Below are 18,639 nucleotides of genomic sequence, written 5' to 3'. Positions count from 1 at the left end.
GTGAGCCTGCCTGGGGTAGAGCGCGCTGGCCCTGGCTTTGGCCTGCAATTTGCCGGCCGCAGTATCCGCGCCTTCCCCGGCGAAACGCTGGCGGCGGCGCTGCTGGCGGCGGGCGAACCAGCGCTGCGCCAAACCGAACAAGGCGAGAAACGCGGTCTTTATTGCGGCATGGGCGTGTGCGGCGAATGCAGCGTGTTGGTGGATGGCGCGCCGCGCCGCGCCTGCATGACCGCAGCTGCACCCGGCCAACACGTGGAGCCACTGCCGGCGCGCGTGGTGGCCCAGCCGCAGCCGACGCAAACGCTCAGCCGTCACAGCTGCGATCTGCTGGTGGTGGGGGCCGGCCCGGCTGGATTGGCAGCCACGCTGGCGGCGCGCGCTGCCGGCCTGTCGGTGATCTTGGTCGATGAACGCGCCAAGCCCGGCGGCCAATATTTCAAGCAGCCGGGCGATGGCCTGACCGTCGATGCGACCGCCATCGACCGGCAGTTCGCCGCCGGCCGCATGCTGATCGCGCAAGCGATTGCCAGCGGCGCGGACATCTGGCGCGGCAGCATGGCCTGGCACGCCGCCCCGGATGGCGATGGCGTGAACGTCGCGATCACGACGCCCGATGGCCCCACCCAGGTCCACGCCCGCCGGCTGGTGGTCGCGGCCGGCGCCATGGAACGGCCGTGGCCGGTGCCGGGCTGGACATTGCCCGGCGTGATGACCACTGGTGCGGCGCAAACGCTGCTGCGCGGCAGTGCAGTGGCGCCCGGCAGCCGCGTGCTGGTCGCCGGCAACGGCCCGCTCAATCTGCAACTGGCCTGTGAACTGCTGGCGGCTGGCGTTACCGTGGTGGCCGTGGTCGAACGGGCGCCGCGGCCCGGCCTGGGCCAGATCGGCGCGCTGGCGGCGATGGTGCGCAGCCACCCCGCCCTGGCCATCACCGGCGCAGCGCAACTGGCGCGGCTGGCGCGCGCCGGCGTGCCCTTGCTGTTCGGCCACGCCGTCACCCGCATTACGGGCACTACCCGTGCCGAGGCGGTGGCCGTGGCCGCCACCGGCAGCGACAGCGAGCGTTGGTTCGCGATCGACGCCGTGTGCATCGGCGCCGGTTTCCTGCCGCAAGCCGAACTGCCGCGCGCCCTGGGCTGCGCCATGGCGCACGATGGCCTTTCGGTGCAGCGCGACGCCAGCGGGCGCACGTCGCTGCATGGCGTGTTCGTCGCCGGCGATGGCGGCGGCCTCGGCGGCGCGGTGGCGGCGCAGGCGCAAGGCTCGTTGGCCGGCGCGGCGGCCGCCCGCGACCTGATCGGCAGCTTGCCGCCCGCTCTGGAACGGCAGGACGTGCAGGCGCAGCGCGATCTGGCCCGCGCGCAACGCTTTCAACGCGGGCTGTGGCAGATGTTTGCGCCGCTGCCTGGGGCCGCACCGCAGACGACGCCTGAAACCCTGGTCTGCCGCTGCGAATCCGTTTCGCGGGCGCGCATCGAAACGCTGATCGCGGCAGGCACGCGCGACATCGGCAGCATCAAGCGCGCCACCCGCGTCGGCATGGGCCGCTGCCAGGGCCGTTATTGCGCGCCGCAATTGGCTGCACTGCTGGCCGACGCCGGCAGCCCGCCCGAAGCCTTCGCACCGCGCCCGCCGTTCAAACCGGTCCCCATCGCCGCCATCGCGGCGCTGGAGCGCTGAAGATGCTGCGCCGGCTCATCGCCCTCCTCCTGCTGTTGCTCGCCGCTCCTGTCGCCGCGCGCGACCTGGCCACGATCAAGGCCAGCGGCGTGCTGCGCGTGGGCGTCAATCCGAATTTCCCGCCGATGAGCAGCTATGGCCCCGGTGGCCAGTTGCAGGGCTTTGACGTCAATGTGGCACGCGCGCTGGCGCAGCGGCTGGGCGTGCGCGCCGAACTCGTGCCCACCGAAGCGGCGAGCCGCGTGCCCTTCCTGGTGTCGGGGCGCATCGATGTCTCGCTGGGCGCGCTCACCATCACGCCGGAACGCCGGGCGTTGATCGATTTTTCGGTGCCGCTGCACAGCGAAGCCATGGGCGTGATCACCACCGCGGCCACACCGGTCACCCGCTGGCAGCAACTGAACCGGCCCGACATCACGCTGGTCAACATGCGCGGCAACCAGTCCGTCTCCGTGCTGGCCGAGAAACTGCCGCTGCCAAAACGCCTGCTGGTCGATGGCAATGCCGATACCATCCGCGCAATTGCGCAGGGGCGCGCCGATGCGCTGGTGGAAAATGTCGATTTCTTCATCGGCTTCACCCGGCTCTATCCCGATATCGCGTGGCGGGTGCTGTCCGAACCCATCTTCACCGCCTGGTGCGGCATCGGCCTGCCCAAGGGCAATGAGCCGTTGCGGTCCGCCATCGATACCGCGCTGATCGCCCTGCACCGCGATGGCAGCATTGATCGGCTGTGGCGCGCTGCCTATGGCGCGCCGATGACGGTGCCGCCTGGGCCGGAACAGCTACGTGCCGTGGCGGCCAGCACCGGCGACGGTGGCTATCGCTTTGATTGGCAACCGGTGATCGCGGCGCTGCCCTATCTGGCCGGCGGTGCCTTGGTCAGCCTGCAGATCGCCAGCTTTGCCTTTGCGGCCGGCGCCGTACTCGGCCTGGGTCTGGCGCTGGCCCGGCACAGCGGCCCGGCCTGGGCGAGCCAAGCGGCCGGCGCCTATGTGTCGGCCATCACCAACACGCCGGCGCTGGTGCAGATTTTTCTGCTCTATTATGCGCTGCCCGATGCCGGCGTGCTGTTGCCGGCGTTTGTCGCGGTCACGCTGGGGCTCACGCTCAACGCCGCCGCCTATCTGGCCGATATCCTGCGCGGCGGCATCGCGGCGCTGCGCGCCTCGGAGCTGGAGGCGGCTGCGGTGCTCGGCCTGTCGGCGCGCGATCGGCTGCGCTTTGTCATGCTGCCGGCCATCGTTGCGGCGGTCTATCGCCCGCTCGCCAATTTCTTCATCGTGCTGGTGCTGGGCAGCTCGATGGCGGCGCTGTTCGGGGTGGAGGAGCTGACGGGACGTGCCATCAACATCTCCACCGCCAATCTGCGCACCATCGAGACATTCGCGGTCACCGGGCTCATCTACATCTTGCTCACCCTGATCGCGTCGGGCGCGCTGGCGCTGTTCGGCCGCCATGTGCTGAAACTGCACCGCTGATGGCTGGCGCGGATGCCTTTTTCACCGCCGATACGGCGCTGTTCCTGGCGGCTGCGCTGGGCCGCACGTTGTTGATGACCCTGATCGGTTGCAGCATCGGGCTGGCGCTGGGCGGCGCGCTGGCGGTGCTGCGCGGCAGCCGCGCGGGCTGGCTGGCCCCGGCGCGCATCCTGGCGGCGGCCCATGTCGAAATCTTCCGGCGGCTGCCGTTCCTGGTGATCCTGATGCTGGTGCTGTTCTGCGTGCAGGCGGTGGCGCCCGATCTGTCGCTGATCGGTGTCGCCACCATCGCCGTCACGCTGGCGGCATCGGCCTATCTGTCCGAGATTGTCCGCGCTGGCCTTGAATCGGTGCCGCAGGCGCAGCGCGATTCGGCTGCCATGCTCGGGCTGTCGTGGCTGGATACGCTGCGGCTGGTGATCCTGCCGCAGGCCTGGGGCGTGATCCTGCCGCCGGCCGCTGCCTTCATGGTGATGTTCATCAAGGATACGGCGCTGGCCAGCCATGTCGGCGTCGTTGAACTGGCCTTTGCCGGCAAGATCCTCGTCAACAAGGGCACGTCGCCCCTGCTCGGCTTCGGCGCCGTGCTGATCCTCTATGCGCTGCTCAGCTGGCCGCTGGGCCGTGCGGCCAAGGCCCTCGAAACTCTGCTGGAGACCCGCCGTGGCGCTGCTCACCATCGCTGATCTGTGCGCCGGCTATGGCGGCGCGCCCATCTTGAACGGTGTCAGCCTCACCGCGGCGCGCGGCGACATCATCAGCCTGATCGGGCCATCGGGATCGGGCAAATCCACCCTGCTGCGCGTGCTGATGGGCCTCACCCCGGCCAGCGGCGGCCAGGTGCTGCTCGATGGCGCGGCGGTGGATTATGCCAGCAAACCGGCGCTCACGGCGCTGCGCCGGCGCATGACCATGGTGTTCCAGCAGTACAACCTGTTCCAGAACATGACCGCGCTGGCCAATGTCACACTGGCCCCGGTGCGGGCGCTGGGCGTGCCAGAGGCAGAGGCGGAGGCGCGCGGGCGCGATCTGCTGGCCCGCGTCGGGCTGGCTGATCACTGGCACAAATATCCGGCGCAATTGTCGGGCGGGCAGCAACAGCGCGTGGCGATCGCGCGGGCGCTGGCCATGCAGCCCGATATCCTGCTGCTCGATGAAGTCACCTCCGCGCTCGATCCCGAACGGGTGGGTGAAGTGCTCGATACGGTGCGTGATCTGGCGGCGACCGGCATCACCATGGTGATCGTCAGCCACGAAATGGCCTTCGTCCGCGAGATTTCCACGCAGGTGGTGATGATGGACGCCGGCCAAGTGATCGAACGCGGGCCGCCCGCAGCGATGTTCACCGCGCCGACGCTGCCGCGCACGCAAGCGTTCATGCGCGCCATCATCCGACATTGATGCTGCCAACACGGCGCTTTTCCGCCGCCGTTGTGTTCGCTATGCTTGCATTTGTGCGAAAATCGACGGTTTTCGAGCTTCAGACAGGGATTTTTCCATGACCAAGGCCTTTCGCGGCAGCCATTCAGTGATTGTCACCCCCTTCAACGACAGCGGCAGCGATATCGATCTCGGCCGGCTGCATGCGTTTCTGGATTGGCAGCTGGAAAGCGGCGTGCCCGGCGTGATCATCCTGGGCACCACCGGCGAATTCCTGACCATTTCCGACGATGAACGCCGCCGGCTGGTCGATGCGACCGTCAAGCATGCGGCGGGGCGCTACCAGGTGATGGTCGGCACCATGAACGCCTATACCGCCAGCGCCGTGCGCTACAGCCGCGAAGCGCAGGATCTGGGCGCCGATGGCCTGATGATCATCCCGCCTTATTACTACACGCCCACCGATGATGAAATCTTCAACTATTACAAGGCAATTTGCGCTGATGTGCAACTGCCGATCATGATTTACAACAACCCGTTCACCTCCAACCGCGACATGAAGGCGGCGCTGGTGGCGCGGCTGACCGCGGCGTTCGAACAGGTGCGCTACATCAAGGAAGCCAGCCAGGACATCGCCCGCGTGTTCGAGATCATCGAGGAAACCCACGGTGTCATGAACGTGTTTGCCGGCGAAAAGCCGGTGGAAAGCTTTCTGCTCGGCGCCGTCGGTTATGTGAACCCCTATGGCAATTATCTGCCCTATCAGACGACCCGCATGTGGAATCTGCTGGAAGAAGGCCGCATCAAGGAGGCGGCGCGCATCCAGCATCTGGTGCACAAGTTCGATCGTGTCATTGCCGAAGGCCACCCGACTTATGGCCACCAATGCTATTCCAAGGCGCTGGCCGCGGCCCAGGGCTATCCGGTCGGCGATGTGCGCGATCCGCTGACCAAGTTCGCCGCGCTGGGCGAAGAAGGCCGCACGAAGGTGAAGGCCATCCGCGCCGTGTTTGACGAGATTGACGCCGCGCTGATCGAGATTGACGGGCGCGCCGCGGCATGAGTGTGCCCGGCCTGTTCATGCCGCTGTCCATCCGCAGCGTGACCTTTCCCAATCGCATCCTCCTCTCCCCCATGTGCCAGTATCACGCTGTCGATGGCGTGGCGCAGCGCTGGCACACCGCCCATCATGGCCGGCTGTCGCTGTCCGGGCTGGGCGGGGCGATCTTCGAAGCGACGGCGGTGCTGCCGGAAGGCCGCATCACGCCGGGCTGCCTTGGCATCTGGAGCGACGATCATCTGCCCGGCCTCGGCGCCCTGACCGCGCTGTACCGTGATCAAGGCGTGCCGGTCGGCATCCAGCTTGGCCATGCCGGGCGCAAGGCCGCTGCCGCCACGCCGTTTGACGGCGCGCGGCCGCTGCCGGCTGATCATCCGGATTGGTGGGCCAGCGTCGCCCCCAGCGGAATCGCCTTTGGCGACGGCTGGCAGGTGCCACAGGCGCTCACCGCCGCCGATATCGACGCGGTGATCGCCGCCTTCGTCGCCGCAGCCCGGCGCAGCGTCGCGGCCGGCTTCGATTTCATCGAATTGCACGGCGCCCATGGCTATCTCGCCGGCAGCTTCCTGTCGCCGGTCAGCAACCAGCGCGATGATATATTCGGCCAGGATCGCGGCTTGTTCGCCGAGATGCTGGCCCGCGCCGTGCGCGCCGCCATTCCCGAAACGATGCCGCTGTTCTGGCGCACGTCGGCGGTGGATACCGGCGTGACGATCGAGGACACGACAGTGTTGGCGCAGCGGCTGCACACCGTGGGTGTCGATATGGTCGATTGTTCGTCCGGCGGCAGCAGCGGGCCTTCGGGCGTCACCGGCAGCCCGCCGGCGCCCGGTTACATGGTGCCGCTCGCCGCCGCCGTGAAAGCCAGCGGCGTGCCGAGCATGGCCGTCGGGCTGATCATGGACGGTCCGCTGGCCAATGGCGTGATCGCGGACGGGGCGGCCGATCTGGTGGCGGTAGGCCGTGAACTGCTGGCCGATTCCGGTTTCGTGCTGCGCTGCGCGCGCGAACTTGGCGTGGAACAACCCTGGCGGGTGCTGCCGCCGGGCCTGCATTTCTGGCTGGAACGCCGCAAATATGAGGGGATGAAGCCATGAAGACGCTGTTTGCCGCGCTGTTGCTGGCCGCTGCCGCACCGACGCTGGCGCAGGATTACCAACGCCCCGGCGTGCCGCCCTTGCGCGATCGCGTTGCCACCCATGATCGGCTGGTCAAGGCGCGGCTCGATACGGTGGTGCCGCGCATCATGCGCGAGGTCGGCGTGGACATGTGGATCCTCGTCGCCCGCGAATATAATGAAGACCCGGTGGTCAAGGCCATGCTGCCCGCCACCTGGGCCTCGGCGCGGCGGCGCATGGTGCTGATCTTCTTCGACAATGGCACCAGCGTCGAACGCTTCGCCATCGCCCGCTATCCGGTCGGTGATCTTTTCCCGTCGGCGTGGACTCCGGAAGCGCAGCCCGATCAATGGGCGCGCGTCGCGCAGCTGGTGAATGAGCGCAAACCCAAGCGCATCGCCGTCAACATCAGCCGCGATTTCGGCCTCGCCGATGGTATGACCGTGGGCGAACATCGCCAACTTGTCGCCGCGCTCGGCCCGCTGGCCAGCCGCATCGAAAGCCATGACCGGCTGGCGCTGGGCGTGCTGGAAACCCGCACGCCCGAAGACCTCGACGTCTATCAGGGCATCATGCGCGTCGCCCATGCGCTGATCCCCGAAGGCCTGTCGGAAAAGGTGATCACGCCCGGCGTCACCACCACGCAGGATGTCGTGTGGTGGTATCGCGAGCGTCTGGCCGATCTGCGCCAGGATGCCTGGTGCCAGCCATCGGTGAACATTCAGCGCGCCAATGCCGCCGCCGTCACGCCGGGCCGGCAGACCCTGCCCGAAAACAACGTGATCATGCCCGGCGATCTGCTGCATGTCGATTTCTGTGCCGGCATGATGGGCCTGAAAACCGATACGCAGATGCTGGCCTATGTGCTCAAACCCGGCGAGACCGAGGCACCGGCGGGCCTGAAGGCCGGCATGGCCGCCGCCAACAAGGTGCAGGATGCGCTGACCAGCAGCTTCCGTGTTGGCCTCACCGGCAATCAACTGCTCGCCGCCGCGCGCGCCAAGGCCATCGCACAGGGCCTGAACCCGATCATCTACACCCACGCCATCGGCCAGCACGGCCACGGCGCCGGCCCGTGGATCGGCGCCTGGGAACGGCAGGACATCATCCCCGGCCTCGGCGAATATCGCATCTATCCCGATACCGCCTGGTCGATCGAGCTGGCTGCGCTGCACAAGGTGCCGGAATGGGGCGGCAGCGAGGTGCGCTTCCCGCTGGAAGTGGACGGATATTTCAACGGCAAGGACTGGCGCTGGATCGATGGCCGGCAGACGGAATTGCTGCTGATCCCGCGCGGGGCGAAGTAACGGCCGCTTACGGCGTGATGCCCATCGCGGTCACCTCGTCGGTGGCGCCCAGCCATTGCCAGCGGATCATCGTCAGCGGGATCATGCCGAAATCACCGAAGCGATCGTAGAAGCCCTTCACGCTGAACGTGCCGCCCGGTAGCCCGGCGCGTTCCTGTTCGGCCAGTTCGGCGAACAGCCGTTCCACCTGCGCCTTGCCGGTGATGTAGCTGGGGCCATAGCCGGGAAAGCGCAGATAGAGCGATTGTTCAAAGCCGAGCAACGGCAGATCGGGGCTCATCCAGCCATTGGGCGTGCGGCCGACCTGCATGGCCATCGCCGCCTTCAGATCGATCTGATTGGCCTGCGCATACAGCGACGCCAGCCCGCGCGCCGCGCGCTGGGCCTGCATGATCCACACCACTTCGCGGCTGCGCGGTTCCTTGTCGAACAGGCCGGCATCCAGCATCATCGCTTCCATCGCGGTGGCATTGCCCTCGGCGCGGCTGAGCCAGATATTGTAGAGCAGCGCACCCTTCCGGATCGGCGAGGGGTTCGGGCGCTCCTGCATCTCGGCCAGATCCCACCAGTGGTAGAAATGCGCGAACAGGCTGTTCGGCGCACGGCCCTGCGCGATGGCGAAGAAATTTTGGCTTTCGGCCGGCAGCCATGTGCCGATGCGCTTGACCAGTTCCGGCTTCATATAGGGGCGGATGGTGGCGACGCCGGTCTTGTCCATGAACTCGATGAAGTGATCGATGTCCTTGCGGCTCTTGGCATCCCATTCGGCCTGGCTGGCCGGGCTGGTCAGCGCCGGCAGGCCCTTGTGGTGATTTTCCTCCAGACGCAGGCCGCTATGGGCGCGGGCGAGTTCGCGCTTCAGGATCGCCACCTCGTCGGACCATGTGTAGGGCGACAGCTGCACATGCTTAAGGAACCAGTTGTAGGCCTCGATGCCGACGCCCGAAGGCCCGGTCTTCTTCGGCGCTTCGGCCTTCACCCAGGCGATGAAGCTTTCCGTTGCGGCCAGCGCGTCGGCGGTGGCTTTTTCCAGCGGCTTGTTGCCCTTCACCTTGGCTTGCAGATCGCGCAGCGCATCCGCCTGTTCGCCCAGCGAAATGGGGCTGGCGTTCCAGATATCGGCGGCATTGCCGGTCAGGTTGCTGCGCGCCTGGGTCAGCAGCGGCGGGATATGCGCCAGTTCGCCGGCCAGCTTCGCCGCATCGGCCTTGTTCAGCGGGAAGCTGTATTGCCACAATTCGATCGGGGCCACATGCACCGGGCCTTCATGGGCCGGCGTGTCGCTCTGCGCCGTCCACACGCTGGCATACCAGGCCGGGTCGCGCGCCCAAGGCTTCAGCGTTTCCAGGAAGAATTTCAGCCCGTTCAGCTCGGCCTGCACCAGTTCGCGATCGACCTTGTCGGCCACCGTCCAGCCTGTCGTGTCGATCGCCTTCAGCCGTGCCTGATATTGCACCAGGCCCGCGGCGCGCGCCGCATTGGCGGCCGGCGTATAATCGGGCACGCCCGCCACGGTGGCATTGTGGAAGCGCCGCCAATCGGCGAACAAGGCGTGCAACTCGGCCGGTCTGCTGGCCCAGGCCGGCGCAGCCGCCACCAGGGCCGCAGCGATTGCGATCAGAAACTTCATGCAGGCACCCCCAGGTTCGGCTTCGCAGTTGTTCGCATAGAATACATTGGTTCGCCAAGCGCGCAAATCTATTGACGTGTGCCGGGCTGCCCGGCAGGCTGGCATCATGGTTTTTGGGCAGGATAAGGGGATGGGCATGACGCGGCAAATGGCAATGATGGCATCGGCGCTGGCGCTGGTGTTGGGGGCCCCGGCGGCGTTGATGATGGCCGCCCCGGTGCAGGCGGCGACTGTCGCGCCGGCCGGTCCGCCCCAGGGCCGCGGTGATTACAAGGCGCTGAACGCGCTGTGGGCCGAATTCCTCGCCTGGCGCGACGCGCGTGAAGGCGCCAGCCTGCCCGATTATACACCGCAGACCATCGCGCGCCAAAGCCGCGAGCTGAATGCGCTGATGGCGCGGGTGCAGGACATGAATGTCGCCAGCTTCAACCGCGCCGAGCAGGCCGATTGGCTGGCGGTGCGATCCAAGATGGCGCAGCACATGTTCTGGCTGCAGGTTTCCAAGCCGTTTTCGCGCGATCCCGGCCATTATGTCGATCAGATGCTGTATCCGCCGATGACTGAACTGCCGGTCAGCGGCGCCGACAAGGACCGGCTGGTGGCGCGGTTGCGGCTGATCCCGCAGCTGGCCGAACAGGGCAAGCGCACGCTGACCGAGGCCGCCGCCGATTATGCCGATCTGGCGCTGTACAATCTGGAAAACGCCGATGGCGTCGGGCACCAGCACCCGTGGCGGCCGGTGCCGCCGGCCGGCGTGATCGGCTGGTTCGACGATATCGCCGCGCGCGCCAAGGACAAGCAGCCCGAACTGCTGCCCGACATCATGGCGGCGCGCAGCGCGGCGCTGGGCTTTCGCGACTGGCTGAAGGCCAACCGCCCGAAAATGACCGCCAAGGCCGGCGTGGGAGAAGCGCGCTTCAACTGGTATCTGAAGAACGTCAAGCTGCTGCCCTACAATGCCGATCAGCTTTATGTGCTGGGTGCGCGCGAATCGCAGCGATTGTGGGCGATCCACGCGCTGGAGGAGCATCGCAACCGCAAGCTGCCGCCGCTGCTGCCCGCGGCCAGCAAGGAAGAGTATGAGCGCCGCCGCGCCGACACCAAGGCCGCCATCACCCAGTGGCTGAAGGACGAGGATATCATCACCGTCCCGGATGATATCGGGCCGCTGTATGTCAACGTGCCGTGGATCGAGCGGCCGGGTGGCCGCAATTTCTGGGAGGAAATCCAATATCGCGATGCCAGCCCCGATCTGTTCCACGCCACCATCCCTGGCCACGCCTTTGACGGCAACATGGGCAAGCGCGACAAGCACCCGATCCGTTCCAAGATCGGCGATGGCGTGCGCGCCGAAGGCTGGGGCGTCTATCTGGAAGAAGCCAGCCAGAAGCTCGGTTTCATGGAGGGCCGGCCGCGGGTGCGCGAGCTGATCGACATTTTCGGTATTTTCCGCGCCGTGCGCGTGGCCGGCGACGTCGATCTGCAACTGAACCGCAAGGGCGTGAAGGACGTGATCGTCGAATGGCGGCAATATACGCCGTGGCTCGATGAAAGTGTCGCGCGGGTCGATGCCGAAATCTATCTGCGGCGCCCGCCGGGCTATGGCATCGGTTACACGATCGGCATGATCGAGATGCAGAAATTGCTGGCCGACGTGCGCTTCCAGGACGGCGAAAAGTTCGATCTGAAGCGCTTTCACGACCGGGTGATGACCATCGGCCGCATTCCGTTCAGCCTGATCCGGTACGACATGACCGGCCGCGACGATGAGGTGAAGAATTTCTGGCGGATGGCCCCCCTTCCGCCGGCGTGAAGCGGCGTCTATCCTCCCGCACTCTCTTGCCCGAAAGCCCGAAGATGAATCGCCCGCTCAGCGCTGCCGACCTGATCGCCATGGATCAGGCCCATGTCTTCCATCCGTTCACCATGGCCGCCGATCATGAAGATCATGGCCCGGCGGCGATGATGGTGGCGGGGCAGGGTGCGCGGCTGACCGATGTGCACGGCCGCGTGTATATCGATGCGCTGGCCGGGCTGTGGTGCGTCAATGTCGGCTATGGCCGGCCGGAACTGGCCGAAGCCATGCGGGTGCAGGCCGAGCGGCTGCCGTATTTCCACGGCTTTTCCAGCATGGCGAATGATGTGGTGGCGCAATTGTCGGCGCGGCTGGTCGGGATGGCGCCGGCGGGCATGAAGAAGGTGTTCTATGGCAACAGCGGATCGGATGCCAACGACACCCAGGTGAAGATCGCCTGGCTGTATCATGCCGCCAAGGGCAAGCCCGGCAAACGCAAGATGCTGGCGCGCACCCGCGGCTATCACGGCGTGACGGTGATGACCGCCGGGTTGACCGGGCTCACCGGGCTGCACGATGGCTTTGGCTTGCCGCTGCCCGGCGTGCATCATGTGATGGCGCCGCGCCGGATCTGGGAAGGCCATGGCCTGTCGGAAGCAGAGTTCGCGCAGAAACTGGCCGATGATCTGGAAGCCACCATCGCCCGTGAAGGCGCCGACACCATCGCGGCGATGATCATGGAGCCGTTGATGGGCGCCGGCGGCGTGCACGCCCCGCCCGCCGGCTATTACCAGGCCATCCAGCCGATCCTGAAGAAGCACGACATATTGCTCATCGCCGATGAAGTGATCTGCGGCTTTGGACGGCTGGGGGCCATGTTCGGCTGCGAAGTGTTTGGCATCGAACCCGACATGATCACCGTGGCCAAGGGCCTGACCTCCGCCTATTTCCCGCTGTCGGCCTGCATCGTCTCCGATGGGGTGTGGCAGGTGATGCGCAGCGCCGAAGGCCGTTTTGGCGCCTTCGGCCATGGCTATACCTACAGCGGCCACCCGGTTGGCGCTGCCGTGGCGATGGCCAATCTCGATATCATCGTGTCCGAAAATCTGGTGGCGCAAGCCGCGGTGACGGGCAATTATATGCAGGAAGCGCTGCGCGCGGCGTTCGGCAACCATCCGCTGGTCGGCGATGTGCGCGGCCAGGCGTTGATCGGCGCGGTGGAGTTCATTGCCGGCCGTGACGGCGAAGGCCGGCCGCTGGCATTCGATCCGGCGCTGAAGGTCTCCGCGCGCGTGGTGAATGCGGCGCGCGCCCGCGGCGTGATCGGCCGCGCGCTGCCGTCGTCGGATTCGGTCGCCTTCTCACCGCCGTTCGTCATCACCCGCGACGAGATCGACACGGTGGTAGCGGTGTTCCGCGAAGCGGCCGACGAAGTGATGGGCGAATTGCGCACGGCGGGGCAGTTCTAACGTCCTCAAAAGAAACCAGTCATGCTGGCGCAGGCCAGCATCCAGTGCGGGACGCGTCTCTGTGTTGGCATAAGGGTGCCCAGGCGGCACGCTGGATGCTGGCCTGCGCCAGCATGACTGGATTCCAGCGACGAAGCCGGCCCTACAACCCCGTCTTCGCCTTCAGCCACTGCGCCGCCTGCGCCGGGCTGCGCTTGTCTTTCGGCCGATCAGCCTGCCAATTGGCTTCGCGCATCGCTTCCACCGGGATGCGGCCTTCATATCGCGCCAGCCGCTTCACCAGTGCGTCGCGGCCAGGCGCCACCAGCAGCAGCGCATCATAGGCCGGCAAGGCGCTGCGATCGTCGATGATCAGCACCAGATCATTGCCGGCCAGCGTGCCGTCGCTGCTGTAGGCGGTGATGATATCCGCCGAGCCATCGTTCAGCGCCGCCATCATCAGCACCGGCGTAAAGGCGCGGATACTGGCAAAGCCCAGGCCATAGGCGCGCTGCAGCGCCGCCCACTCGGCGCGCGATTGAAACTCCAGATCGGTGGCCAGCCGCAATTTGCCGGACACGCGCGCCAGATCGCTGATGGTCTTCACCCCCAGCCGCGTCGCATCCTTGCGGCGCATCGCCAGCGCATAGGCATTTTCAAATCCCAGCCGCGCTGCCACCGTCACGCCGTATCGCGCCTTCAGATCGCGGGCGAGGGTGGGCAGCATCACATCGCGCGGCGGTGTGTCGGTGCGGCCCAGCGCCTGGGTCCACAAGGTGCCGCTGTAATCGATGCCGATATCGATGCCGCCGGCCGCCACGCTCTGGAAGGCGATGCCGGATCCCAGGCCGGACCGGATGCTGGCCGGCTGGCCGATGCTGGCAAGATCACCTGCGATCAGTTCGGCCAATATATATTGTTCGGAAAAGGTCTTGGTGCCGATGGTCACGGCCGGCTTCGCAGAGGCCGGGCGCGCTTGCCACCACCAACCGGTGACGCCGCCAGCGATCAGCGCCAGCAGGATCAGGCCTTGCGCCGCCGGGCGCCAGCGGCGCTGCGCAATGCCGGCCTGGCACCAGCCGAGCGCGCCATCCACCAGCAACGCCACCCCGGCCGCCGCGACGCACCCCAGCAACACCTGCTGCCAATCCTGCAACTGCAAACCGGCAAAGATCAGATCGCCCAGACTTTTCTGCCCGACCATGGTGGCCAGCGTGGCGGCGCCGATGGTCCACACCGCGGCGGTGCGCACACCGCCCATCACCACCGGCGCCGCCAGCGACAGCTCGACATGGAACAGACGCTGCCAATCGTTCATGCCGATGGCGCGGGCGGCATCGCGCACGCCATCGGGCACGGCGGCCAATCCGCCCGCCAGCCCGCGCAGCAACGGCAGCAGCGCATAGAGCGCCAGCGCCAGCAACGACGGCAACAACCCCAGTGACGGTACCGGCAGACCGGTGACATTGCGCAGCAGCACCAGCAACGGAAAGAACAGCGCCAGCAGCGCCAGTGCCGGCACCGTCTGCACCACGCTGGCAAAGCCCATCACGCCGCGCCGCAGCCACGGTCGCGCCGGCATCAACAGCGCCAGCGGCACCGCCACCACCAGGGCCAGCAGCAGCGCCGCCGCGCTGATCGCCAGGTGCGCCGCCAGCGCCGAGGGCAGCACCGCCAGCCCGCTCATGCCTGTAACCCCGCCCCCAACCCGGACAGTAACTGCGCCTGCGCCAACGGCCCGGCCACCAGCGCCTGCACCGCCGGGTGCGGATTGGCCACCACCGCTGCCGGCGGCCCGCAGGCGACGATCTGCCCGGCATCAAGCACCAGCATCAGATCGGCCCGCAACAGCGCATCCACCAGATCATGGGTGACCAATATGGTCGTCAGCCCCTGCGCGCGGTGCAGCGCCACCAGCCGATCGGCCAGCGCGGTGCGGGTTTCGGGATCGAGCGCACCGAAGGGTTCATCCAGCAGCAACAGGCGCGGGGAGACCGCCAGCGCCCGCGCCAGCCCGACCCGGCTGGCCTGCCCGCCCGACAATTCGCGCGGAAACCGCCCCGCCAGATGCGCCGGCAATTCCACCAATTGCATCAGTTCGGCGGCGCGCGCCAGCCGGCGTGGCTTGTCCCAGCCCATCAGCCAAGGCACCGCAGCGATATTGTCGGCCACCGTCCAGTGCGGAAACAGCCCGCCACCTTGCACGGCATAGCCGATGCCGCGCCGCAGGGTTTCGGTATCGATGCCCGCCACATCCACGCCATCGATGCGGATCGCGCCGGTATCGGGCTGCACCATGCGGTTGACCAGGCGCAGGAGACTGGTTTTGCCGGCCCCCGATCCACCGACCAGTGCAACCAGCGCGCCCGGCGGAATCGCCAGATCGATGCCGCGCAGCACTGGGCGGCCACCCAGCGCCAGCGTGACTCCAGCCATCACCAAAGCAGGCACATTCGCTGCCTGATCATCGCTTGGTGGATCCCGCCCCATAACCGCCTTTTGGCACAGGCCGTCGCTGCGCCCCAGCCCCAAAACGCCACTGGCGCGCGAGCGCGCCACAGGCTAACCCATGGGCCCATGCCAAATCGCCTTGTTCTGCCGCTCGCCCTTGTCGCCGGTTGTCTGGCTGCGCTGGGCTTTGCACCGCTCAATCTGTGGCCGCTGGCGATCGCCGCGCTGGCCGGGCTGCTGTGGCTGGTGTCCCGCGCCCGTGGGCCGTGGTCGGCCGGGATGATCGGCTGGTTGTTCGGCACCGGCATGTTTGCCGTCTCCCTGAACTGGATTGCCACCGCCTTCACGTTCCAGGCAAAGATGCCCCCGGCGCTCGGCTGGGTGGCCGTCGTCGGCCTGGCCATGTATCTGGCGCTGTTCGTGGCGTTACCCGCGGGCCTGGCCGCGGTTCTGCGTGCGCCGCAGGCGCGGATATTGGCGCTGTGTGCGCTGTGGATTCCGGCGGAATGGGCGCGTGGGCTTCTGCTCACCGGCTTTGCCTGGAATCCGCTCGGTGCCCTCTGGCTGCCAGTGGGCGGGGTGGCGCAACTTGCCGCCACGGTTGGCGCCATCGGCCTGTCCCTGATCGCCTTGCTGGCGGCTGCCGGGCTGCTGTGGTTGGTGGTGGGGCCGGACCGCATTGCCCGCGTCAGCGGCGGCGGGCTGATCGGCGCGACCTTTGTCGCCGGGTTGGTCGGCAACGCCGGGATCGTGGAAACCGGCTTTCTCGGTTCGCCACTGGTCGTGGTGCAATCCGGCATCGGCCAGGGTGAGCGTTATGACGCGGCCGCCGTGGAGGAACATCTCACAACCCATCTCGAGTTGACGCAGGCCGCGCTGCTGCGGGTGGAAGCCAATGCGCGGTCCGATCTGCCGGACACGTCGATCAGCGAAACCGAGATCGGCGAGGCCGAAGGCGTGGAAACGCCCCTGCGCCCCGGTGTCGGCAAGGTGACGGGCGAAATGCAGAACGATGTGGCCGCCGGCCTGACAGTGCCACCCTCAAGTGAAATCGGAAACGAGAACCGCTCCAGCCTCGAATTGCTGGAAGGTGCCGCTCGCGACACGGGTGAAGCCCAGGTGGCTGGGCCCGGCGGCAATCCGCAGATCGCGCGGCGCCAGTCTGTGGCGACCACGCCGGCACTGGTGCTGTGGGCCGAAGGGGCCATCGACGGCCTGATCGAGCAAGACACGGCCACCCGCGCCCGGATCGCGAGCGTGCTGCGCCCCGGTGATCTGTTGTTGGCCGGCGGCACCGGTGTGAAACGGGAAGGCGGCACCGCAAATGGTGGGGCCCGCTATTCCAACACGTTGTTTGTGATCGATGCCGCGGGCCGCATCCGCGGCCGTTATGACAAGGCGCATCTGGTGCCGATGGGCGAATATGTGCCGTGGCGCAACGTGCTGGAGCCGCTGGGCATAGCCCGGCTGGTGCCCGGCGACAGTGATTTTGCCTCTGGCCCTGGGCCGCGCACGCTGCTGCTGCCCGGCTTTCTGGGGGTGGCGCCGGTGATCTGTTATGAAATCGCCTTCCCGCAGGCGGTGGTGCAGGCCGGTACCCGCCCGGCCTGGATCGCCAACGTGTCGAATGATGCCTGGTTCGGTACCTGGGGTCCGCCGCAGCATGTGGCGCAGGCCCGGCTGCGCGCCATCGAGGAAGGTCTGCCGATCGCGAGGGCCACCCCCACCGGTCAAACGGTGGTGATCGACGGCCATGGCCGCGTGCTCAGCCAGCTGCAGAACGGCGTCGCCGAAGCCATTGTCACCACCTTGCCGCCCCCGCTGCCGGCGCCGCCGTTCACGCGTGGCGGGCCGGTGCTGGCGCTGCTGGGTGCGGCGCTGCTGGCGGGGCTGGCACTGCTGCTGCAACGGCAAAGCGCCGGGCGTCTGGACCTGGCCTGATCATCCGCAATTCGGGATATAAACTTCCCGTTATATGACTTGCGCGGCTGCGGATGCCTGCGTATGACGGCGGCTCGCAGCAATATTGGGTATGATCATGGGCCGCTCGTCTTTCCTGTTCACCTCCGAATCCGTGTCCGAAGGCCATCCCGACAAGGTGGCGGACCAGATTTCCGATGCCGTCGTCGATCTGTTCCTGTCGCGTGATCCCGAAGCGCGTGTGGCCTGCGAAACGCTCACCACCACGCAGCGGGTGGTGTTGGCCGGCGAAGTGCGCGGCCGCGGCATGATCGACACGGCCGGCAATTGGGAACCGGGCGCCCAAGAAGATATCCAGCGCGCCGTGCGCGAAACGGTGAAGCGCATCGGGTATGAACAGGATGGGTTCCACTGGCAGAACCTCACCTTTGAAAACCATCTGCATCCGCAATCGTCCGACATTGCGCAGGGCGTGGACAGCGCCGGCAACAAGGAAGAAGGCGCCGGCGACCAGGGCATCATGTTCGGCTATGCCACCGATGAAACGCCGGATTACATGCCGGCCACCCTTTATTATTCGCACCGCATTCTCGCCCGCATGGCCGAAGATCGCCACAGCGGCGCTGCACCGTTTCTGGAACCCGACGCCAAGAGCCAGGTGACCCTGGCCTATGAAAACGAAGTGCCGGTACGCGCCGCCGCGCTTGTCGTTTCCACCCAGCATGCGCCGGATTATTGCATCCCGTGGGAAAAAGACGGCAAGCAGGGCGGTGATGCCGCCAAATATGCCCAGCTGCGCGATTATGTGATGGGCGTGTTTGCCGATGTGCTGCCACACGGCTTCATTACGCCCGAAACCGCCATCCACATCAATCCCACCGGCAAGTTCGAAATTGGCGGCCCGGATGGCGATGCCGGCGTGACCGGCCGCAAGATCATCGTTGATACCTATGGCGGCGCCGCTCCGCACGGCGGCGGTGCGTTCAGCGGCAAGGATCCGACCAAGGTCGATCGTTCAGCCGCCTATGTCTGCCGCTATCTCGCCAAGAATATTGTCGGGGCCGGTCTGGGCCGGCGCTGCACGATCCAGCTTTCCTATGCCATCGGCGTCGCCGAGCCGCTGTCGATCCATGTCGATCTGCACGGCACGGGCAAGGTTCCCGAAGCCGCGGTGGAAGCACTGCTCGGCGATCCGACGCGGCTCGGCTTCGCGCTCACCCCGCGCGGCATCCGCACCCAGCTCAAGCTCAACAAGCCGATCTACCAGCGCAGCGCCGCCTATGGCCATTTCGGCCGCACCCCGGATGCCGACGGCGGGTTCAGCTGGGAAAAGCTCGATCTGGGCGATGCGCTGAAGGCCCTGCTCTGA

At 66.9% G+C, this 18,639-nt stretch carries 14 protein-coding genes; 11 read left to right on the top strand and 3 right to left on the bottom strand.

Annotated elements, in window-relative coordinates; translation table 11 throughout:
- The 7 genes from AC6UUM_RS00975 to AC6UUM_RS00945 all read left to right on the top strand — a co-directional run bounded on the left by AC6UUM_RS00975 (position 1) and on the right by AC6UUM_RS00945 (position 8,026).
- Complete coding sequence (locus AC6UUM_RS00975) at positions 1–1,680, top strand: FAD-dependent oxidoreductase (protein WP_500803487.1); 1,680 nt, start codon at positions 1–3, stop codon at positions 1,678–1,680.
- A gap of 2 nt (positions 1,681–1,682) precedes the next feature.
- Entirely contained in the window at positions 1,683–3,161 is a 1,479-nt protein-coding gene (locus tag AC6UUM_RS00970) for an ABC transporter substrate-binding protein/permease (protein WP_500803486.1), read from the top strand.
- Positions 3,161–3,847, top strand: coding sequence for an amino acid ABC transporter permease (locus AC6UUM_RS00965; RefSeq protein WP_500803485.1), 687 nt, complete (start codon positions 3,161–3,163; stop codon positions 3,845–3,847). The genes AC6UUM_RS00970 and AC6UUM_RS00965 overlap by 1 nt, the downstream gene beginning before the upstream one ends.
- On the top strand, positions 3,825–4,562 hold the full coding sequence (locus AC6UUM_RS00960) for an amino acid ABC transporter ATP-binding protein (protein ID WP_500803484.1): 738 nt from the start codon (positions 3,825–3,827) through the stop codon (positions 4,560–4,562). Before AC6UUM_RS00965 ends, AC6UUM_RS00960 begins: the two co-directional genes overlap by 23 nt.
- 97 nt (positions 4,563–4,659) lie before the next feature.
- Positions 4,660–5,604 carry a dihydrodipicolinate synthase family protein gene (locus tag AC6UUM_RS00955; RefSeq protein ID WP_500803483.1) on the top strand — a complete coding sequence of 315 codons (945 nt, stop codon included), beginning with the start codon at positions 4,660–4,662 and terminating at the stop codon, positions 5,602–5,604.
- Entirely contained in the window at positions 5,601–6,698 is a 1,098-nt protein-coding gene (locus tag AC6UUM_RS00950) for an oxidoreductase (RefSeq protein ID WP_500803482.1), read from the top strand. Before AC6UUM_RS00955 ends, AC6UUM_RS00950 begins: the two co-directional genes overlap by 4 nt.
- Positions 6,695–8,026 (top strand): M24 family metallopeptidase, encoded by a 1,332-nt coding sequence (locus tag AC6UUM_RS00945; protein ID WP_500803481.1) that lies wholly within the window; start codon positions 6,695–6,697, stop codon positions 8,024–8,026. Before AC6UUM_RS00950 ends, AC6UUM_RS00945 begins: the two co-directional genes overlap by 4 nt.
- A gap of 7 nt (positions 8,027–8,033) precedes the next feature.
- Here AC6UUM_RS00945 and AC6UUM_RS00940 read toward each other — a convergent pair whose 3' ends face one another.
- Entirely contained in the window at positions 8,034–9,656 is a 1,623-nt protein-coding gene (locus AC6UUM_RS00940; protein WP_500803480.1) for a DUF885 family protein, read from the bottom strand.
- A 136-nt stretch (positions 9,657–9,792) separates the two neighbouring features.
- Here AC6UUM_RS00940 and AC6UUM_RS00935 point away from each other — a divergent pair, with 136 nt between their 5' ends.
- Positions 9,793–11,469, top strand: coding sequence for a DUF885 family protein (locus tag AC6UUM_RS00935; RefSeq protein ID WP_500803479.1), 1,677 nt, complete (start codon positions 9,793–9,795; stop codon positions 11,467–11,469).
- Positions 11,470–11,513: 44 nt separating this feature from the next.
- Positions 11,514–12,920: an aminotransferase gene (locus tag AC6UUM_RS00930; protein WP_500803478.1), complete on the top strand. Its 1,407-nt coding sequence runs from the start codon at positions 11,514–11,516 to the stop codon at positions 12,918–12,920.
- A 142-nt stretch (positions 12,921–13,062) separates the two neighbouring features.
- Here the strand turns inward: AC6UUM_RS00930 and AC6UUM_RS00925 are convergent, their stop codons facing one another.
- Together AC6UUM_RS00925 and AC6UUM_RS00920 are read right to left on the bottom strand one after the other, a co-directional pair.
- The gene (locus AC6UUM_RS00925; RefSeq protein ID WP_500803477.1) at positions 13,063–14,586 is read right to left on the bottom strand and encodes an ABC transporter permease/substrate-binding protein; all 1,524 of its coding nucleotides are present in this window, start codon (positions 14,584–14,586) and stop codon (positions 13,063–13,065) included.
- Positions 14,583–15,335, bottom strand: a complete 753-nt coding sequence (locus tag AC6UUM_RS00920; protein ID WP_500804877.1) for an ATP-binding cassette domain-containing protein — start codon at positions 15,333–15,335, stop codon at positions 14,583–14,585. The genes AC6UUM_RS00925 and AC6UUM_RS00920 overlap by 4 nt, the downstream gene beginning before the upstream one ends.
- Positions 15,336–15,476: 141 nt before the next feature.
- Here AC6UUM_RS00920 and lnt point away from each other — a divergent pair, with 141 nt between their 5' ends.
- A complete protein-coding gene (lnt, locus tag AC6UUM_RS00915; RefSeq protein ID WP_500803476.1) occupies positions 15,477–17,291 on the top strand; it encodes an apolipoprotein N-acyltransferase in 1,815 nt (604 codons plus the stop codon).
- A gap of 97 nt (positions 17,292–17,388) precedes the next feature.
- Entirely contained in the window at positions 17,389–18,639 is a 1,251-nt protein-coding gene (metK, locus tag AC6UUM_RS00910) for a methionine adenosyltransferase (RefSeq protein WP_500803475.1), read from the top strand.

It is taken from the genome of Sandarakinorhabdus sp. (genome assembly GCF_987265915.1).
The sequence above is the reverse complement of the archived record's forward strand: the minus strand, read 5'-3'. Positions and strand labels throughout refer to the sequence as shown.